The organism is Pseudomonas sp. G7(2022) (assembly GCF_052660475.1).
The window spans coordinates 4,642,015-4,660,081 of sequence record NZ_CP109659.1; the positions used below are offsets into that span (position 1 = coordinate 4,642,015).

Annotated in this window: 19 protein-coding genes; 9 read left to right on the plus strand and 10 right to left on the minus strand. The window is 61.9% G+C overall.

The features are described 5' to 3' along the window. Positions 1 to 18 precede the first annotated feature (18 nt). The 4 genes from rlmD to NE357_RS21150 form a co-directional block, all read right to left on the minus strand. Positions 19 to 1,419, minus strand: a complete 1,401-nt coding sequence (gene rlmD, locus NE357_RS21135; RefSeq protein WP_169431479.1) for a 23S rRNA (uracil(1939)-C(5))-methyltransferase RlmD — start codon at positions 1,417 to 1,419, stop codon at positions 19 to 21. Continuing rightward, a complete protein-coding gene (gene cysM / locus NE357_RS21140; RefSeq protein WP_169432681.1) occupies positions 1,419 to 2,321 on the minus strand; it encodes a cysteine synthase CysM in 903 nt (300 codons plus the stop codon). Before cysM ends, rlmD begins: the two co-directional genes overlap by 1 nt. A gap of 139 nt (positions 2,322 to 2,460) precedes the next feature. After that, complete coding sequence (locus NE357_RS21145) at positions 2,461 to 3,885, minus strand: sensor histidine kinase (RefSeq protein WP_169431480.1); 1,425 nt, start codon at positions 3,883 to 3,885, stop codon at positions 2,461 to 2,463. Beyond that, entirely contained in the window at positions 3,872 to 4,594 is a 723-nt protein-coding gene (locus NE357_RS21150) for a response regulator transcription factor (protein ID WP_169431481.1), read from the minus strand. Before NE357_RS21150 ends, NE357_RS21145 begins: the two co-directional genes overlap by 14 nt. A 217-nt stretch (positions 4,595 to 4,811) precedes the next feature. On the opposite strand from NE357_RS21150, the gene NE357_RS21155 reads away from it, so the two are divergent. After that, positions 4,812 to 7,565, plus strand: coding sequence for a response regulator (locus NE357_RS21155; protein ID WP_169431482.1), 2,754 nt, complete (start codon positions 4,812 to 4,814; stop codon positions 7,563 to 7,565). Between the two features lie 83 nt (positions 7,566 to 7,648). Beyond that, positions 7,649 to 8,638 carry a 2-hydroxyacid dehydrogenase gene (locus tag NE357_RS21160; RefSeq protein ID WP_169431483.1) on the plus strand — a complete coding sequence of 330 codons (990 nt, stop codon included), beginning with the start codon at positions 7,649 to 7,651 and terminating at the stop codon, positions 8,636 to 8,638. Between the two features lie 11 nt (positions 8,639 to 8,649). Here NE357_RS21160 and NE357_RS21165 read toward each other — a convergent pair whose 3' ends face one another. Further along, positions 8,650 to 9,108 carry a hypothetical protein gene (locus NE357_RS21165; RefSeq protein WP_169431484.1) on the minus strand — a complete coding sequence of 153 codons (459 nt, stop codon included), beginning with the start codon at positions 9,106 to 9,108 and terminating at the stop codon, positions 8,650 to 8,652. A gap of 133 nt (positions 9,109 to 9,241) precedes the next feature. Here NE357_RS21165 and NE357_RS21170 point away from each other — a divergent pair, with 133 nt between their 5' ends. Then, positions 9,242 to 9,676 carry a hypothetical protein gene (locus NE357_RS21170; RefSeq protein ID WP_169431485.1) on the plus strand — a complete coding sequence of 145 codons (435 nt, stop codon included), beginning with the start codon at positions 9,242 to 9,244 and terminating at the stop codon, positions 9,674 to 9,676. Next, entirely contained in the window at positions 9,676 to 10,080 is a 405-nt protein-coding gene (locus tag NE357_RS21175) for an META domain-containing protein (protein WP_169432682.1), read from the plus strand. The genes NE357_RS21170 and NE357_RS21175 overlap by 1 nt, the downstream gene beginning before the upstream one ends. 95 nt (positions 10,081 to 10,175) lie before the next feature. Here NE357_RS21175 and NE357_RS21180 read toward each other — a convergent pair whose 3' ends face one another. Further along, the gene (locus tag NE357_RS21180; RefSeq protein WP_102688139.1) at positions 10,176 to 10,643 is read right to left on the minus strand and encodes a TlpA disulfide reductase family protein; all 468 of its coding nucleotides are present in this window, start codon (positions 10,641 to 10,643) and stop codon (positions 10,176 to 10,178) included. A 114-nt stretch (positions 10,644 to 10,757) separates the two neighbouring features. On the opposite strand from NE357_RS21180, the gene arsC reads away from it, so the two are divergent. Genes arsC through NE357_RS21195 form a run of 3 tightly spaced genes read left to right on the plus strand, consistent with a single transcriptional unit; the run spans position 10,758 to position 12,131 of the window. Continuing rightward, the gene (gene arsC / locus NE357_RS21185; protein WP_115078888.1) at positions 10,758 to 11,111 is read left to right on the plus strand and encodes an arsenate reductase (glutaredoxin); all 354 of its coding nucleotides are present in this window, start codon (positions 10,758 to 10,760) and stop codon (positions 11,109 to 11,111) included. Next, positions 11,108 to 11,704 carry an NAD(P)H:quinone oxidoreductase gene (gene wrbA / locus NE357_RS21190; protein WP_085683574.1) on the plus strand — a complete coding sequence of 199 codons (597 nt, stop codon included), beginning with the start codon at positions 11,108 to 11,110 and terminating at the stop codon, positions 11,702 to 11,704. The genes arsC and wrbA overlap by 4 nt, the downstream gene beginning before the upstream one ends. 1 nt (position 11,705) lies before the next feature. Beyond that, positions 11,706 to 12,131, plus strand: coding sequence for a DUF2069 domain-containing protein (locus NE357_RS21195; protein WP_011335491.1), 426 nt, complete (start codon positions 11,706 to 11,708; stop codon positions 12,129 to 12,131). A gap of 99 nt (positions 12,132 to 12,230) precedes the next feature. Here NE357_RS21195 and NE357_RS21200 read toward each other — a convergent pair whose 3' ends face one another. Both NE357_RS21200 and ttcA read right to left on the minus strand, forming a co-directional pair. Further along, positions 12,231 to 12,905: a DNA-3-methyladenine glycosylase I gene (locus tag NE357_RS21200; protein WP_085683575.1), complete on the minus strand. Its 675-nt coding sequence runs from the start codon at positions 12,903 to 12,905 to the stop codon at positions 12,231 to 12,233. A 68-nt stretch (positions 12,906 to 12,973) separates the two neighbouring features. Next, a complete protein-coding gene (ttcA, locus tag NE357_RS21205; protein WP_169431486.1) occupies positions 12,974 to 13,798 on the minus strand; it encodes a tRNA 2-thiocytidine(32) synthetase TtcA in 825 nt (274 codons plus the stop codon). 289 nt (positions 13,799 to 14,087) lie between these two features. Between ttcA and NE357_RS21210 the strand changes: the two genes are divergently transcribed. Then, positions 14,088 to 14,690 carry a Yip1 family protein gene (locus tag NE357_RS21210; protein WP_007917515.1) on the plus strand — a complete coding sequence of 201 codons (603 nt, stop codon included), beginning with the start codon at positions 14,088 to 14,090 and terminating at the stop codon, positions 14,688 to 14,690. A gap of 158 nt (positions 14,691 to 14,848) precedes the next feature. Next, positions 14,849 to 15,343 carry a SprT family zinc-dependent metalloprotease gene (locus NE357_RS21215; protein ID WP_169431487.1) on the plus strand — a complete coding sequence of 165 codons (495 nt, stop codon included), beginning with the start codon at positions 14,849 to 14,851 and terminating at the stop codon, positions 15,341 to 15,343. A gap of 36 nt (positions 15,344 to 15,379) precedes the next feature. On the opposite strand, the gene NE357_RS21220 is transcribed toward NE357_RS21215, so the two are convergent. Both NE357_RS21220 and NE357_RS21225 read right to left on the minus strand, forming a co-directional pair. Beyond that, positions 15,380 to 16,561, minus strand: coding sequence for a CaiB/BaiF CoA transferase family protein (locus NE357_RS21220; RefSeq protein WP_169431488.1), 1,182 nt, complete (start codon positions 16,559 to 16,561; stop codon positions 15,380 to 15,382). Positions 16,562 to 16,706: 145 nt separating this feature from the next. Next, positions 16,707 to 18,041 carry a dicarboxylate/amino acid:cation symporter gene (locus NE357_RS21225; RefSeq protein ID WP_169431489.1) on the minus strand — a complete coding sequence of 445 codons (1,335 nt, stop codon included), beginning with the start codon at positions 18,039 to 18,041 and terminating at the stop codon, positions 16,707 to 16,709. Positions 18,042 to 18,067 lie beyond the last annotated feature (26 nt).

Consider the following 18,067-nt stretch of genomic DNA (forward strand, 5'->3'; position numbering starts at 1 on the left):
CCGTTCGCACTCGTGGGGCTAAGACAAGTGCTGCACGGGCCGATCAGTCGGATCAGACGAGCCATCCTGGCTCGCTTCAAATAACGCCATGGCCTCGACATGTGCCGTCTGAGGAAACATATCGAGAATCCCGGCACGTTTTAACCGGTAGCCCTGCTTGATCAATTCGACCGTATCGCGCGCCAGAGTTGCAGGGTTGCACGACACATACACCAACCGCTCGGCACCCAGTGTCGCTAGCTTGCGCACCACCTCGAAAGCACCGTCACGCGGTGGGTCCAAGAGTACCGCAGAAAAGCCGTTTCCGATCCACTCGGCATCGGTCAAAGGCTGGGATAAATCGGCTTGAAAAAACTTTGTGTTATGCAAATTGTTACTAGCGGCATTGGCTGCGGCGCGATCGACCATCGTCTGCACGCCCTCGACCGCCACCACTTCGCGCACGATTTTGGCCAGCGGCAGGGCAAAGTTGCCCAGACCACAGAACAGATCGAGCACGCGCTCATCGGCGGTTGGTTTCAACCACTGCAGCGCCTGGGCAACCATGCCTTCGTTGACGCCGGCATTGACCTGGATGAAATCCCCCGGTCGCCAGGCCAGCTCCAGATCCCACTGTTCCAGGCGATAGCCCAGCGACTGCGTGGCATCAACTGGTTGCGGCCCGTTTTCGCCGTGCAGCCACAACTGCGCTTCATGGAACACGCAGAAATCCTTGAGGATCGTCAGGTCGGCCTCGGACAACGGCGCCATGTGACGCAGCAGAACGGCCAGGGACGAGCCACTGAATAATTCCACATGCCCCAGCGCCTGCGGTTTGCTCAGGCGACGGAGCATCTCCGGCAAGCGGGTCATGATCGGCTGCAAGGGCTGTACCAGCACCGGGCATTCGTTGATCGCGACGATGTCCTGGCTCCCGGCGGCACGGAAACCCACTTCGAGCTTCCTGGCTTTGCTGTCCCAGCGCACAGCGATCCGGGCGCGACGACGGTAGCCGAATTCCGGACCGGTCAAGGGTGCGGCCCATTCCTCGGGTTCAACACCGGCGACTCGCGACAACTGCTCGGCGAGCATGCGCTGTTTCAGGGCAAGCTGTTCGTTGTGGGGCAGATGCTGAACACTGCAACCGCCACAGCGGCCGGCGTGCTGGCACGGTGCGGGACGACGCAACTCACTGGCGCTGAACACGCGTTCGGTACGCGCCTCGACCACTTTGCCGTGGGCGCCGAGCACCCGCGCTTCGACCTCTTCGCCGGCGAGAGCGCCGAGGACGAACCAGGTTTTGCCTTCAAAAAACGCGATACCGCGACCGTCATTGGCCAGGCGCTCGATGCTCAGGCGCTGCTTTTTGCCGGTCGGGATTTGCGGGGCCTTGCTGCCACCGGTGGGCTGAAAGCGCAGGCCTCTCTCATGCTTGGCCATCAGTTGGGCGCGTCGAAAATGCCGGTCGACAGGTAACGGTCGCCACGGTCGCAAATGATCGCGACGATCACCGCGTTTTCAACTTCTTTGGACAGGCGCAGCATTGCTGCCACTGCACCGCCCGAGGACACGCCACAAAAGATGCCTTCTTCGCGGGCCAGACGCCGGGTGACGTCCTCGGCTTCGCTTTGCGCCATGTCGACGATGCGGTCGACGCGGTCGGCCTGATAGATCTTCGGCAGGTATTCCTGCGGCCAGCGGCGAATGCCGGGAATGGCCGAGCCTTCCATCGGTTGCAGGCCGATGATCTGTACGTTGTCGTTCTGCTCTTTCAGGTAGCGCGACACGCCCATGATGGTCCCGGTGGTCCCCATGGAGCTGACGAAATGGGTGATGGAGCCCTGGGTCTGACGCCAGATTTCCGGGCCGGTGGTGGTGTAGTGCGCTTCGGGGTTGTCCCCGTTGGCGAACTGATCCAGCACCTTGCCACGGCCTTCGGCTTCCATTCGCTGAGCCAGATCGCGAGCACCTTCCATGCCCTCTTCCTGGCTGACCAGAATCAGCTGCGCGCCATAAGCGGTCATCGCCGCCTTGCGCTCGGCGCTGGAGTTGTCCGGCATGATCAGGATCATCTTGTAACCCTTGATCGCGGCAGCCATGGCCAGCGCGATCCCCGTATTGCCCGAGGTCGCTTCGATCAGCGTATCGCCGGCGTGGATCTGCCCGCGCAACTCGGCACGGGTGATCATCGACAGCGCCGGACGATCCTTCACCGAACCCGCAGGATTGTTCCCTTCGAGCTTGAGCAATAGGGTGTTGCTGGTGACACCGGGCAGGCGCTGCAAACGCACCAGCGGCGTGTTGCCGACGCAATCGGCGATGGTTGGGTACTGCAAGGTCATGGCGTTTTTCGCAATCCGGACAGCGGGGGCGCCTATCATACCGGCAAACCTGCGCAGGCCATATCACGCAAAGTGTGGTGCTTATGGTTTCTTGGAATAAGCAGTAAAAGTCGCGCCAGTGGTGCGACTGTTGTGCCGCTCACACAATCTGCGGGCGCCCCATGTCCACAGCGGGCACCGGTGTACCAGCAAACGCTTCGGGACTGACAGCACTGTCATCCGCCACCAAGCGCAGATTCAAGCGCAATCCCGACGGGCCGTTCTCGGCCCAAAGAGTTCCGCCCTGGCGTTGCACCGCGTTCCTCGCGATGCTCAGCCCCAGACCAAATCCACCGTCCCCCGGCCGCGAGCCGTCGAGTCGGATGAACGGCGAGAAGATCCGCTCCAGATCCGCTTCCGCCACACCGCCACCCTCGTCCTCCAGCCACAAGTGCCAGTAATCGCCGTCCCGTCGCCCGTCGAGCCGCACGATACCGCCCGGTGGCGAATGACGAATGGCGTTGCGCAGGATGTTTTCCAAGGCCTGGGCCAGGGTGTTGAGATTGCCGCGCACCCAGCAGCAAGCTTCTACCCCACACTGCAACTGCCCCACCGGACAGCAGCTTTCGTAGCAGGCGTTTTCGGTGAGCATTTCCCACAGTGCCTGGATCTGGATCGCTTCGTCCGGCAACGGTGCGCGTTCGGTGTCGAGCCAGGCCAGTTGCAGGGTGTCCTCCACCAGTCGCTGCATCACGTCAACTTCACGACCGATACGTTCGCGCAACGATTGCAACTGCTGCTCGCTTTCGCTGGCGACTCGCAACCGGCTCAGGGGTGTGCGCAGCTCGTGGGACAGGTCGCGCAACAGTTGCTGTTGCAGGGCCACGGTGGATTGCAGGCGTTCGGACATCGAGTCGAAAGCACGGGCCAGTTCGCCAAGCTCATCCTGGCGCTCGGTGATGCCGCTCGACAACCGCACATTCAGTTGATCGGCGCGCCACGCATTGGCCTGCTCGCGCAGATTGTTCAGCGGCACCACCAGCAGGCGATACAGGCCGACGCACAGCAGCAGGGTGAACAGACCGGGAATCACACCGTTGGTGATGACCCGCCAGAACACCCGGTATTTGCCCGGCAGAAATCGCTCCGGCAACTCGATGACCAGACTGCCGGCGGTCGGGTCAGTGGGAAATGGAACCCGCAGCCACGGCCGGCCCTTTTTGTGAATCGGCCACTCAAGGCCGCGCAGGAAGGTCAGGCGCTGAAGCTCTTGAGCGTTCAACGGCTGGCTGCCCAGCGACTGCAGATTGCCACCGATCACCCCGACCCAGCCGGCTTCGCGCAGCTCCATGCTTTGCAACCAGCTATCGATGCCATCGCGCTCGTTCTGCTGCCAGGCGCGCTCGGCTTCGGCGGCATAACGCGTCAGCGTGCCCCGCGCCTCGTCGGAGAGGAACTGGTTGCGCTCCTCCATGTACCGGCCCCAGGACCAGCTCAGCCAGATCATCAGCAGACAGAACGCCACCAGCAGACACGCCAGTTTCCAGAACAGTGAATGCCGTCCCGGCAGGTCAGACACCTTCATCGACGGCGCTCAGCACGTAGCCCTTGCCCCACACCGTGCGCACTTCCCGTTCGGTGTAGCCGATCGATTTGAGTTTGCGCCGGATCTGGCTGATGTGCATGTCGAGGCTGCGGTCGTGAGCCGCGTAGCCACGCTGGAGAACGTGCTGATAAAGGAAAGCCTTGCTCAGCACCTCTTCATCATTGCGATTGAGGGTTTCCAGCAGACGGAATTCGCTGCGGGTCAGGCCGGCGGGCTGGTCGAGGTAGAAAACGTCGCACTGCTCGTCGTCGAAACGCAGCCCGCCGACCGGCACCACCGGGGCGACGGCCGTCGGACGACGGTCGAGGGCGACCCGGCGCAGGATCGCTTCGATCCGCACATGCAGCTCGGCCATGCTGAAGGGTTTGGGCAGGTAGTCGTCGGCACCGAGGCGAAATCCGCTGATGCGATCGGCCTCGGCCCCCAGCGCCGACATCAGCAGCACCGGCGTCGAATGGCTCTGGCGCAGTTGAGTCAGCACGTTCAGACCGTCGAGGCCCGGCAGCAGAATGTCCATCAACACCACATCGAACGGCTGGCGACGGGCGATGCTCAGGCCTTCGCTGCCGTTCTGGCACCAGGTGACCTGAAAACCGCTGCGTCCCAGTTGTTCGTGAACATAGGCACCGAGCACAGGATCGTCTTCGATGGAAAGAATGCGTGGCTGGCCAACAGAGACAGGAGTCATGACTATCTGCAAATAATTCTCAGTTGAGCGATTATTCAAGATTGCCCGCTGCCGGGCAACCCCAGGTTGACCCGTCGGACAAATGACCGATGTCAGGAAGGACGAACCACGACATCATTTTTCCCGGGAATGCCCGCAAGCAAATCGCTACACTGCGCCCATGTCGCGTGCTGGAAGCACGTGTGAGTCAACGATCGGCGGGATGCAGGAGAAAGGCGTGCTCAAGAAACTGGGGATCAAAGGTCGCGTATTGTTGCTGACCCTGTTGCCGACCAGCCTGATGGCACTGGTGCTGGGCGGCTATTTCACCTGGACGCAGCAATCGGACCTGCAGGCCCAACTCATGCAGCGCGGCGAAATGATCGCCGAACAACTGGCCCCATTGGTGGCGCGAGCCATGGGCCACGGCGATGCCGAGCTGCTCGAACGCATCGCCACCCAGTCGCTTGAACAACCGGATGTCCGTGCGGTGACCTTCCTCGGCCCGGACCGTTCGCCACTGGCCCACGCCGGCCCGACCATGCTCAATCAGGCGCCGAGCGGCGACAGTACGCATTTGCTGCGTCGCAGCGGCAACGATGCCACTCGCTATCTGCTGCCGGTATTCGGCAAGCACCGCAATCTGGCCGGCGAGATGATCCCTGACGAGTCCGAACGGTTGCTCGGCTGGGTCGAGCTGGAACTCTCGCACAACGGCATGTTGCTGCGCGGTTACCGCAGCCTGTTCGCCAGCCTGTTGCTGATTGCCGCAGGACTGGCCGGCGCCGCATTGCTGGCCCTGCGCATGGGGCGCACGATCAACCGCCCGATCAGCCAGATCAAACAAGCGGTCGCGCAGCTCAAGGACGGTCATCTGGAAACCCGCCTGCCACCCCTCGGCAGTCAGGAGCTGGATGAACTGGCGTCCGGCATCAACCGCATGGCCGGCACCCTGCAGAACGCCCGGGAAGAACTGCAGCACAGCGTCGACCAGGCCACCGAAGACGTGCGCCAGAACCTGGAGACCATCGAGATCCAGAACATCGAACTGGACCTGGCCCGCAAGGAAGCCCTGGAAGCGAGCCGGATCAAGTCCGAGTTCCTCGCCAACATGAGCCATGAGATCCGCACACCGCTCAACGGCATTCTCGGCTTCACCCACCTGCTGCAGAAAAGCGAGCTGACCCCGCGCCAGCTCGACTACCTGGGTACCATCGAAAAGTCCGCCGACAGCCTGCTGGGGATCATCAACGAAATCCTCGACTTCTCGAAGATCGAGGCCGGCAAACTGGTGCTTGATCACATCCCGTTCAATCTGCGCGACCTGTTGCAGGACACCCTGACCATCCTCGCCCCCGCTGCCCATGCCAAGCAGCTGGAACTGGTGAGTCTGGTGTACCGCGACACGCCGCTGTCGCTGGTCGGAGATCCGCTGCGACTCAAGCAGATCCTCACCAATCTGGTGAGCAACGCCATCAAGTTCACCCGCGAGGGCACCATCGTCGCCCGCGCCATGCTCGAAGAAGAACACGAAGACAGCGTGCAACTGCGCATCAGCATTCAGGACACCGGCATCGGTCTGTCGAACCAGGACGTGCGGGCGTTGTTCCAGGCGTTCAGCCAGGCCGACAATTCGCTGTCGCGCCAGCCTGGCGGCACCGGTCTGGGGCTGGTGATTTCCAAGCGCCTGATCGAACAGATGGGCGGCGAAATCGGCGTCGACAGCACCCCGGGCGAAGGCTCGGAATTCTGGATCAGCCTGAGCCTGCCCAAGACCCGCGACGATGCCGAAGACCTGCCCGTCGCACCATTGCTCGGGCGCCGGGTCGCGGTACTGGAAAACCACGAACTGGCGCGTCAGGCATTGCAGCATCAACTGGAAGACTGCGGTCTGGACGTCACCCCGTTCAATACCCTGGAAAGCCTGACCAATGGCATCACCGGCGCCCATCAGACCGATCAGGCAATCGACCTCGCGGTGCTCGGCATCACCAGCAACGACATGCCGCCGGAACGACTCAACCAGCACATCTGGGATCTCGAACACCTCGGTTGCCGGGTACTGGTGCTGTGCCCGACCACCGAACTGACGCTGTTCCATCTTTCGGTGCCCAACCCCCACAGCCAGCTCCAGTCCAAACCGGCCTGTACCCGCAAGTTGCGCCGGGCATTGTCGGACATGGTCAACCCGCGGCAAATACGCAGCGAGCCCGGTGAACCGCTGTCGAGCCGTGCACCGAAAGTGCTGTGTGTCGACGACAACCCGGCCAACCTGCTGCTGGTACAGACGCTGCTTGAAGACATGGGCGCCAAGGTGCTGGCCGTGGAAAGCGGGTATGCGGCGGTCAAGGCCGTACAGAACGAATCCTTCGACCTGGTGCTGATGGACGTGCAGATGCCTGGCATGGACGGACGTCAAAGCACCGAGACCATCCGCCAGTGGGAAAGCGAGCGCCATTGCACGCCGCTGCCGATCGTCGCCCTCACCGCCCACGCCATGGCCAACGAAAAACGTGCACTGCTGCAAAGCGGCATGGACGACTACCTGACCAAGCCGATCAGTGAGCGGCAACTGGCGCAAGTGGTGCTGAAGTGGACCGGCCTTGCGCTGCGCAATCAGGCACCGGACCGTGGTGGTGAAAACGCGACGGGGCATCAGGACCTGCCGGTACTCGATCATGAAGAAGGCTTGCGTCTGGCTGCCGGCAAGGCCGATCTGGCGGCGGACATGCTCGCGATGCTGCTGGCCTCGCTCGAGGCCGACCGCGAAGCCATTCGCACAGCCCGTGACAACCAGGACCAGAACGGTCTGCTCGAACGGGTCCATCGCTTGCACGGCGCGACCCGCTACTGTGGCGTTCCACAATTGCGCGCAGCCTGCCAGCGCAGCGAAACCCTGCTCAAACAGGAAGACCCCAAGGCTGCCACCGCCCTTGATGAACTGGAGCGGGCGATCAATCGTCTGGCGGCGCAGGCGAAGATCAGCGCCTGATCCACGGCAATGCCGACCCGTGCCGACACGGCTAAAGTGGGCGCGGGTGATTTGCGCCCGCGTCGATGCTTCAGGAGGATTGCATGCGCACGATCGTTTTCAGCAGCCAGACCTACGACCGCGACAGTTTCCTAGCAGCCGATTGCCCGGCCGGCATCGAACTGCATTTTCAGCCGGCCCGGCTCAGTCTCGACACGGCACCACTGGCCGAGCGGCACGAGGTGGTCTGCGCCTTCATCAATGACGACCTCAGCGCTCCCGTGCTGGAGCGCCTGGCGGCCGGCGGCACCCGACTGATCGCCCTGCGCTCGGCCGGTTACAACCATGTCGACCTGAACGCGGCCAAACGCCTGGGGCTGATGGTCGTGCGTGTTCCGGCCTACTCGCCCCACGCGGTGGCCGAGCATGCCGTGGCATTGATTCTCGCGCTCAACAGGCGCCTGCACCGCGCCTACAACCGCACCCGCGAAGGCGATTTCAGCCTGCACGGCCTCACCGGTTTCGATCTGGTGGGCAAGACCGTCGGGATTGTCGGCACCGGCCAGATCGGCGCGACATTCGCCAAAATCATGCACGGTTTCGGCTGTGAGCTGCTGGCCTTCGATCCGTATCCGAACCCGGCGGTCGAAGCGCTGGGCGCACGCTACCTGAGCCTGGCGCAACTGCTCGAACAATCGCAGATCATCAGCCTGCACTGCCCGCTCAACGAACAGAGTAAACACCTGATCAATCGTGATTCGCTGGCGCACATGCGGCCGGGGGCGATGTTGATCAACACCGGCCGCGGCGGTCTGGTGGACACACCGGCACTGATCGATGCCCTGAAGGACGGTCAGCTGGGTTATCTGGGGCTCGATGTCTACGAAGAAGAGGCGCAGCTGTTTTTCGAAGACCGTTCCGACCTGCCGTTGCAGGACGATGTGCTGGCGCGATTACTGACCTTTCCCAACGTGATCGTCACGGCGCACCAGGCATTCCTGACCCGCGAGGCGCTGGGGGCGATTGCCGCGACCACCCTGCACAACATCGCGACCTGGGCGGCGGGATCACCGCAGAACCAGGTCCAAGGCTGAACGATCAGGCGTCAGGCAGGTGGCGACTCTGGAGAAATCGCCACACACAGAATCAACAGACCGAGCCAGCCGAAGCCGATCAGTCGCTGTTGGAAAGAGTGACCCCGGCGCAGCAGGAACCAGACAAAAACCATCGGCATCAGAAACGCCATGATCTTCAGCCAGCCTTCCACCGGGCGCACGCCCTGCTGATCCCACGCGGGCTCAACCGGCCGGGCCGCCTGCGCACGGCGCCTGCGGCCGGCGGCGGCCGGCAGCACTTTCGGTTCAGGCTGCGCGGCAGGCGTAGCGACGAAGGCTTCGGGGACAGCCCTGTTGCGGGGCAGACTGCCGAAGGAAATCGTCGATGCGGCGCTGGCCGGTCGTGCAGCCTGTGCCTGTCCCTCCGCTATCGGAGCCCCGCAATGAATGCACGTCCTGGCTTCGGAACTGATGCTCCGCTTGCATTCATAACATTCGATCAGCGCCATGTTCCGTTCCTTAGAGATGAAGGCGGCAGTTTGCCACGACTGTGCTGTCGATTTGAACCTGATCGAAGGTCGCACGCCCGCGTCATTCTGCAATCAAGCCCGTGCTAGCATGTCGCGCATATTTGGAGGACCCATGGTCGAACACGATTTCCGCTACACCCTGATGAACCCGCAACACACCCTCACCGAATGCCGCGCCCTCGTGCCGGGCCGTTATCAGGTCACTGGCAACGGTGGCTCGATCCGTATCGGTGACGTGCTGGTCGTGACCCTCAAGGGCAGCAAGGACTTGTCCATGCGCCTGACCGTCGACACCGTGCGTCACCTGATCAACCCGCCGGGACAATGGACCGCGATGACCACCGGCCCGGTGTTCGGCGAGCTGGCGATCCATACCTGGCAGGTCAACTGTGACAGTTGCGCCAAGGAACTGAGCTTCGAATTCGCAGTAGACGCCAAGCTCGGCAAATCGGCAGAGAAACCGGCCGCCACGGCACGCATTGCCGAATTGGGCTGGAAAGCCGTCGGTGACAAGCACCTGTGCCCGAACTGCCAGGAGCCTGCATGATGAAACACCTGGCCCTGACCGCCGCTGTCGGCGCCGGCCTGATGGGCTGCGCCGCGGAGCCTGTGCAACTGCAACAGGACCGCAGCTACATTCTGGAATGGATCGGTGAACGGCCGCTGATGGACTACAGCCACCTGACCGTGACCCTCGGCGATGATGGCCGGGCATACGGCAACGGCGGCTGCAACCACTGGTTTGCGCCCTACACCCTCGATGGCGACAAGCTCAGCTTCGGCAAGATCGGCAAGACCCGCAAACTGTGTGCTCCGGCGCTGATGGAGCAAGAGCAACGCTTCCTCCAGGCTCTGGAGAAAGTGGAGCGCTGGGACGTTTCGCCCATCGAGCAGATGCGTTTCTGGCCGGCTGAAGGCAAGCCGTTGCGCTGGTGGCTGGAAGAAGGCTGAGCCTGCTGCACTGAATGATCGTTCCCACGCTCTGCGTCACAGCGGACGCGGAGCGTCCGGGGCGGCGTTACCACGCGGAGCGTGGGAACGATCCCTCAGTTGGTCGCCTGCAACGCCTCAAGCTTCGCCATCACCCCCGCCGCCGTCTGCTCGCCCATCAGCTGTTCCCGCACCTTGCCCTTGTTGTCGATGATGTAGGTCACCGGCAAGGCTTCACTGCGCGGCAGCTCGAACAGTTCCGCCGGATCCTGCGCCAGCACGGTGAACTTGATGCCCAGTTTTTCGCTGGCGCTCTTCAGCTCTTCACCCTGCACGTTGTCGAAATTGACCCCGAACACACCGATCTTCTTGCCCTTGAGCTCGTCGGCCAGATGATTGAGTTCCGGGATTTCCGTGCGGCACGGACCGCACCATTCGGCCCAGTAATTGAGTACCACCCATTGCTTGTCCAGGCGCTCGGACGCGACTTTCTGCCCGTTCTGATCGATGCCGTAGTCGTTACCGCAGCCCCCCAGCATCAACGCCCCGATGATCGTCAATGCCGCTGCCAGTGCCCGTGTCATGTCGTGTTCCTTGTGAAAAATTGAATGCGCCTGCGACCCATCGCCTCCCAAGGTTCTGGATTGCGCGCTGCACAGTTAGAATAGCCGCCACTCTACGCAAGAAGCGACCCGCCCATGACCGATCTGACGCTTTATCACAACCCGCGCTGCTCGAAATCCCGCGGTGCGCTCGAACTGCTCGAAGCCCGTGGCCTGACGCCGAACGTGGTGCGCTACCTCGAAACCCCGCTGGACGCCGCGCAGATCAAGGCCTTGCTCGGCAAGCTGGGAATCAGCGCCCGGCAACTGCTGCGCACCGGCGAAGACGAATACAAGACCCTGAACCTGGCCGATGCCAGTCTCACCGAGAAACAATTGATCGACGCCATCGCGGCGCATCCCAAGCTGATGGAGCGACCGATTCTCGAAGCCGGCGACAAAGCCGTCATCGGCCGTCCGCCGGAGCAGATCCTGGAGCTGCTGCCGTGAGTGCGCCGTACATTCTGGTTCTGTATTACAGCCGCAGCGGCTCGACCAACGAGATGGCCCGGCAGATTGCCCGCGGTGTCGAGCAAGCCGGCCTCGAAGCGCGTCTGCGCACCGTGCCGGCGATCTCCACCGAGTGCGAAGCCGTATCGCCGGACATTCCGGATGAAGGCGCGCTGTACGCCACGCTGGATGACCTGAAAAACTGCGCCGGCCTGGCCCTCGGCAGCCCGACCCGTTTCGGCAACATGGCCGCGCCGCTCAAGTATTTCCTCGACGGCACCAGCAACCTGTGGCTGACCGGCGCGCTGGTCGGCAAACCGGCCGGGGTATTCACCTCCACCGCCAGCCTGCACGGCGGTCAGGAAACCACGCTGCTGTCGATGATGCTGCCGCTGTTGCACCACGGCATGCTGATCACCGGCCTGCCCTACAGCGAATCGGCGCTGCTGGAAACCCAGGGTGGCGGCACCCCTTACGGCGCCAGCCATCACGCCGGAGCCGACGGCAAAAGCGGTCTCGATCAGCACGAAGTGGCGCTGTGCCGCGCCCTCGGCGCACGTCTGGCCAAGACGGCCCAGAAGCTGGGGAACTGAGATGGCCAGAAAGCCGAAAGTCCTGCCCGCCGTCGAATGGCTGGAGCCACGGGTACGGGCGATGCGGGTGATCAGTCTGCTGTGCTTTTTCGGCCTGGCCGGATTGCTCGCCGCTTATTACCTGGTGTTCGCCGACCTGCATGGCGCGCGGCCGTGGGTGATTCTGCTGATCGAACTGATCCCGTGGATTGTGCTCGCACCGGGCATGATCATGGGCAGCGCACGCGGGCATTCGTGGATGTGCTTTGTGGTGAATCTGTATTTCATCAAGGGCGCGCTGGCGGCGTATGACCCGAGCCGTCAGCTGTTTGGCGTGCTGGAGATGATCGCCAGTCTGGCGGTGTTCTGCTCGGCGCTGCTGTATGTGCGGTGGCGGTATCAGTTGAATCGCAAGCTGGCCGGCGAAGGCGAAGTCTCCGTCGCCTGACAGACCGCTATCGCCAGCAGGCTGGCTCCCACACTGGATTTGCGTCATTCACAAATCTTCTGTGGGAGCTAGCCTGCTAGCGATGCGGGCGACTCAGTCTCAATGGTTGACGGTATAGGCCAACATCATCGATATCTGGCTCATCGGCCGTCCACCGCTCTCTTCATGCCACTGGTTGAACGCATTCTGCACCGTCGCCAGATCCCGCAGACTGCTCGGCACCTTGTCGACAATCTTTTGCGCATTCAGCGCCGCGACCACGTCGTAGCTCGGCACAAACGTATCCTTGCCGACCATGCGCAAGAAGCGTGGCGCCGACAGCCCGCCCAATTGATGGCCGTGCTTTTTCAGGTACGTCCACAAACCGACGATGTCGGTCACCGGCCAGTCGGCCAGCAACGCGCCGAAGCTGCCCTTCTCTTTCTCGACGTCCAGAATGAACTGCGCATTGCGCGGCACGCTTTTGAGCTTGCCCAGGTGACGGATGATCCGCGCATCCTGCATCAACCGCTCAAGGTGTTCGGCGCTCATCAGCACGACCTTTTCCGGGTCGAACTTGAAGAACACTTCTTCAAAGGCTGGCCACTTGGCGTCCACCAGACTGTGCTTGAGGCCGGCGCGAAACACCCGCAGGGCCATGGTCGAGAGGTAACGGTCGTCGCTGATCTTGCGCAATTGCGCCGGGGTCTTGGGAACGGGCAGATGGGCTTCCAGTTCAGCCGCCGAACCGAAGCGGTTCAGACAGTATTCGTGCAGCCACTTGTAGTCGCGCATGCCCTCTCCTAAAAAATGAATTGAAAACGGCGCCCGCGAGCGCCGTTTCTTTCGAGCGATCAGATCGCTTACAGGTTCACCACGTTGACGAATCGCGAAGCCGCCGTCTCGTCGATCTTCAGGCTGGTGAAGTCAAACAGGTTACGGTCAGCCAGTTGCGACGGGATCACGTTCTGCAGGCTGCGGAAAATGCTCTCGGTACGGCCCGGGGTCTTGCGCTCCCAGTCCTGGAGCATTTCCTTGACCACCTGACGTTGCAGATTTTCCTGAGAACCGCAGAGGTTGCACGGAATGATCGGGAATTGCTTGAAGTCCGAGTAGGCCTGAATGTCTTTCTCGTTGCAGTAGGCCAGTGGACGGATCACCACGTTGCGCCCGTCATCGGCGCGCAGCTTCGGCGGCATGGCCTTGAGGCTGCCGTTGAAGAACATGTTGAGGAAAAACGTCTCGACGATGTCGTCGCGGTGATGACCGAGGGCCATTTTGGTCGCACCGATTTCGTCGGCGAAGGTGTACAGCGTGCCGCGACGCAGGCGCGAGCACAGCGAGCAGGTGGTCTTGCCTTCCGGGATCAGCTCCTTGACCACCGAGTAGGTGTCCTTCTCGACGATGTGGTACTCGATGCCCAGCTCTTTGAGGTAGGCCGGCAGCACGTGCTCGGGGAAACCCGGCTGCTTCTGGTCCATGTTCACGGCGACGATATCGAACTTGATCGGCGCAACCTTCTGCAGGTGCATCAGCACGTCGAGCATGGTGTAGCTGTCCTTGCCCCCGGACAGGCAGACCATGACCTTGTCGCCGTCTTCGATCATGTTGAAGTCGGCGACCGCTTCGCCGGCCAGGCGGCGCAGGCGCTTTTGCAGTTTGTTCTGGTTGACCGTAAGAGTGCCCATGACGCGAAATCCGTGAGGTGTGACGAAAGGCGGGCATTTTACGCAAAAACACCTGGCTTGTGGCCACAGGTTGTCGCCCCCTCGAATGCCCGCTTGCACAGACCCCGACGCGATTACCCCGCCGGTTTACAGCGCGATTTGCTCTAAGACCCTAATACCTGTGCGGTTAAGACCTTTCTATACTGCGACATAAGGTCGCACACAATCTGAAGACCTGTATTTGCTCGGCCACATTGGCCCGTAGGCGCTCCGCTGGGGGGCGATGGCAATAACGAGAGGAGTGACTGGCATGATCCATCACGTAGTGGGACTTTTTACCCACCCCGATCAGGAATGGAAGGAAATCCGTGGCGACCAGGAAGAAAGCATCAGCCACATGTACCTGACGCACACGCTGATTCTGGCGGCGATCCCCGCTGTTTCGGCGTTTATCGGCACCACCCAGGTCGGCTGGGTGATCGGCAACCGCGCGCCGGTCATGCTCACCGTCGAAAGCGCAATCTGGATGACGGTCATGTCGTACCTGGCAATGCTCGGCGGGGTCGCGGTCATGGGTGCCTTCGTGCACTGGATGGCCCGCACCTATGACGCCAACCCGAGCCTGGCCCGTTGCGTCGCGTTTGCCACCTACACCGCGACGCCGTTGTTCGTCGGCGGCCTGGCGGCGCTCTATCCGCACATGTGGCTGGGGATGATCGTCGGCACGGCGGCCATTTGCTACACGGTGTACCTGTTGTACGTGGGGCTGCCGACCTTCATGAACATTCCGTCCGATGAGGGTTTCCTGTTCTCCAGTTCGGTGCTGGCGGTGGGTCTGGTGGTGCTGGTGGCCATCATGGCGTTTACCGTGATTGTCTGGGGACTGGGCGTGGGGCCCGTCTACACCAATTAGCAACCGGCTCCTTCCGAGAAGAACAAGATCCGCCAACACAGGCCGCCGCAAGGCGGCCTTCTCATGCCTGAAACAGACGTCGCGACCATTCGGCAGACGGGTGATTCGCAAGAATGGACGGTTGCGGCATACTCCAAACCTCTGGAGATCCATCAAGCATGCCCGAGCAACTCAATACCCGCGTCGAAGACTGTTTCCAACTCGCTGAATCCTTTTTCAAACGTCCTTTCAAACGCCCCGTGGTGAGCCTCAAGCTGCGCGGGCAAAAAGCCGGGGTCGCGCATCTGCACGAGAACCTGCTGCGCTTCAATCCGCAGCTGTACCGGGAAAACGCCGAACACTTCCTCAAGCAGACCGTGGCCCATGAAGTCGCGCACCTGATCGCCCATCAACTGTTCGGCGATCGCGTCCAGCCCCACGGCGAGGAGTGGCAACTGATCATGCGCGGCGTTTACGAGCTGCCGCCGGACCGCTGCCACACCTATGAAATCAAACGCCGAAGCGTGACCCGCTACATCTACAAATGCCCGTGTGCGGACAGCGATTTTCCGTTTTCGGCGCAGCGCCATAGCCTCGTCAGACAGGGGCGGCGGTATTTGTGCCGACGCTGTCGCAACACGCTGGTGTTCAGTGGCGAAACGCGGGTCGAGTAAGCCCCACCTCGTTCCCACGCAGAGCGTGGGAACGATCTATAAAACCACTTTCGCGGCACGCAGTTCGGCAATCCGCTCAGGACTTAAACCCAACTCCCCCAACACCTGATCCGTATGCTGCCCCAGCGCCGCACCGACATATCGAGGCGCCGGCAACGCTTGGGAAAACTTCAGCGGACACGCCATCTGCGCCTGCACAGAGCCATCGCCACGGGGCACCTGCGTCACCAGTTCCCGGGCCTGCAATTGCGGATGCTGCACCGCCTCGCCCAGGTTCAACACCGGTTCGACACAGGCGTCGATCCCGGCGAACAGCTCGCACAGTTCAGCAAAGTCGTGCTTCTCGAACTCGATCTTCAAGGCGTCCTTGAGCGCGCGCTGTTGCTCGGGCTTGGGTGACAAACCCTGCGCCGCCAGTTCCGGCCGGCCCAGCGCCGCACACAATGGCTGCATGAAGGCCGGTTCCAGACTGCCCACCGACATCCAGCGCCCGTCCCGGGAACGGTAATAGTCATAGAAACTGCCGCCATTGAGCATCTGATCCTCCCGGCCCGGTTCCTCGCCGCAGGCCAGATACCCGGCGCCGGCCATGGCGTTCAGGCTGAACGCACAGTCGGTCATGCTCACGTCCAGGTGCGTGCCCTGCCCGGTCTGTTGGCGAGAGATTACCGCTGCCAGCAGACCGATCACCCCGTGCAGCGAGCCACCCGCGATATCCGCCACCTGCATGCCCAGCGGCAACGGCCCGCTGTCGGCGCGCCCGGTGTAGCTGGAGAGCCCGGCCAGCGCCAGATAGTTGATGTCGTGGCCGGCGCGGTCCCTGAACGGCCCGGTCTGGCCGTAACCGGTGATCGAGACATAAATCAGCTTCGGATTGATCGCCTTCAGCGCCTCGTAACCCAGCCCCAGCCGCTCCATCACGCCGGGACGAAACTGCTCCAGCACGATGTCGTAGTCCGCCAGCAACCGCTTGACCAGCTCCTGCGCCTCGGGCTGTTTGAGGTCCAGTGCCAGACTGCGCTTGTTGCGGTTGAGATAAGCGTGGCTGGCCGAGATCCCGTGATCGTGGGGCGGCAACACCCTCAGCAGATCGAGTCGGGTCGGCGATTCGATGCGCAGCACTTCGGCGCCCATGTCCGCCAGCAGCAGTGAGGCGAACGGTCCCGGCAGCAGGGTCGAGAAATCGAGAATCTTCAGTGAGGCCAGCGGTGCAGACATGGGCGATCTCCATCAACGATGCATGCAGCCTAGGCAGCCGTCGGCGATGGGGCAATTACCGGATGCATCAGTTGCACTGACCGTTGCGCTCAAATCGCAGGCAAGAAAAAACCCGCCGAAGCGGGTTTTTCCATTCAAGCGATGCTTACTTCACATTGCTCGGGGTTGGGCCTTCGGCCACACCCAGGTCATCTTCGTGACGCTGGTCAACGATACCGCGACCGCCCGAGGCCAGCTCGGTTTGCAGCACGTCGGTATCCAGTTCCTTGACCCACTTGGCCACAACGATGGTGGCAACGGCGTTGCCGACCAGGTTGGTCAGGGCGCGGGCTTCGGACATGAAGCGGTCGATACCCAGGATCAGCGCCAGACCGGCCACCGGCAGGTGACCTACCGCCGACAGGGTGGCGGCCAGCACGATGAAGCCCGAACCGGTCACACCGGCGGCGCCTTTGGAGGACAGCAGCAACACCACCAACAGAGTGATCTGGTGAGTGATGTCCATGTGGGTATCGGTCGCCTGAGCGATGAACACGGCCGCCATGGTCAGGTAGATCGCGGTACCGTCAAGGTTGAACGAGTAACCGGTCGGAATCACCAGACCCACTACCGATTTCTTCGCGCCCAGACGCTCCATCTTGATCAGCATGCGTGGCAGTACCGATTCCGACGAGGAAGTACCCAGCACGATCAGCAGTTCTTCACGGATGTAGCGGATCATCTTCAGCACGCTGAAGCCGTGCATGCGGGCGATACCGCCGAGCACGATCAGGATGAACGCCAGGCAAGTAATGTAGAAGCACGCCATCAGTTGACCCAGTTGCACCAGCGAGCCGACGCCGTAGGCACCGATGGTGAAGGCCATCGCACCGAAGGCACCGATTGGCGCGAGCTTCATGATCATGTTGATGATGTTGAACATCACGTGGGCGAAGCGATCGATGAAGTCCAGGATCGGCTTGCCGTAGGCACCCAGGCGGTGCAGGGCGAAACCGAAGATCACCGAGAACATCAGCACTTGCAGGATGTCACCGGTGGCGAACGCGCCGACGATGGTGGTCGGGATCACGTTGAGCAGGAAGCCGACGACGCTCTGGTCAGCACCTTGCTGTACGTAGGTGGCGACTTTCGAGGCGTCGAGGGTGCTGACGTCGATGTGCATGCCGTTGCCCGGTTGCACGATGTTGACCACGATCAGGCCGACCAGCAGGGCAATGGTCGAAACGATTTCGAAGTACAGGAGTGCGTAACCGCCGGTCTTGCCGACCGATTTCATGTTCTGCATGCCGGCGATGCCGCTGACTACGGTGCAGAAGATGATCGGGGCGATGATCATTTTGATCAGTTTGATGAACCCGTCACCCAGCGGCTTTACGGCCACACCGAACTGCGGGTAGTAGTGACCGAGCGCGATACCGATACAAATTGCGACGATCACCTGAAAATACAGGGATTTGTACAGTGGCTGACGAGTCGTCATTGCAAAGTTCCTCAAGAGTCCCGCGC

Coding starts and splice junctions, on each gene's coding strand:
- rlmD (WP_169431479.1), bottom strand. CDS start 1,419: ATGGCCAAGCATGAGAGAGGCCTGCGCTTTCAGCCCACCGGTGGCAGC.
- cysM (WP_169432681.1), bottom strand. CDS start 2,321: ATGACCTTGCAGTACCCAACCATCGCCGATTGCGTCGGCAACACGCCG.
- NE357_RS21145 (WP_169431480.1), bottom strand. CDS start 3,885: ATGAAGGTGTCTGACCTGCCGGGACGGCATTCACTGTTCTGGAAACTG.
- NE357_RS21150 (WP_169431481.1), bottom strand. CDS start 4,594: ATGACTCCTGTCTCTGTTGGCCAGCCACGCATTCTTTCCATCGAAGAC.
- NE357_RS21160 (WP_169431483.1), top strand. CDS start 7,649: ATGCGCACGATCGTTTTCAGCAGCCAGACCTACGACCGCGACAGTTTC.
- NE357_RS21165 (WP_169431484.1), bottom strand. CDS start 9,108: ATGGCGCTGATCGAATGTTATGAATGCAAGCGGAGCATCAGTTCCGAA.
- NE357_RS21170 (WP_169431485.1), top strand. CDS start 9,242: ATGGTCGAACACGATTTCCGCTACACCCTGATGAACCCGCAACACACC.
- NE357_RS21175 (WP_169432682.1), top strand. CDS start 9,676: ATGAAACACCTGGCCCTGACCGCCGCTGTCGGCGCCGGCCTGATGGGC.
- NE357_RS21180 (WP_102688139.1), bottom strand. CDS start 10,643: ATGACACGGGCACTGGCAGCGGCATTGACGATCATCGGGGCGTTGATG.
- arsC (WP_115078888.1), top strand. CDS start 10,758: ATGACCGATCTGACGCTTTATCACAACCCGCGCTGCTCGAAATCCCGC.
- NE357_RS21195 (WP_011335491.1), top strand. CDS start 11,706: ATGGCCAGAAAGCCGAAAGTCCTGCCCGCCGTCGAATGGCTGGAGCCA.
- NE357_RS21200 (WP_085683575.1), bottom strand. CDS start 12,905: ATGCGCGACTACAAGTGGCTGCACGAATACTGTCTGAACCGCTTCGGT.
- ttcA (WP_169431486.1), bottom strand. CDS start 13,798: ATGGGCACTCTTACGGTCAACCAGAACAAACTGCAAAAGCGCCTGCGC.
- NE357_RS21210 (WP_007917515.1), top strand. CDS start 14,088: ATGATCCATCACGTAGTGGGACTTTTTACCCACCCCGATCAGGAATGG.
- NE357_RS21215 (WP_169431487.1), top strand. CDS start 14,849: ATGCCCGAGCAACTCAATACCCGCGTCGAAGACTGTTTCCAACTCGCT.
- NE357_RS21220 (WP_169431488.1), bottom strand. CDS start 16,561: ATGTCTGCACCGCTGGCCTCACTGAAGATTCTCGATTTCTCGACCCTG.
- NE357_RS21225 (WP_169431489.1), bottom strand. CDS start 18,041: ATGACGACTCGTCAGCCACTGTACAAATCCCTGTATTTTCAGGTGATC.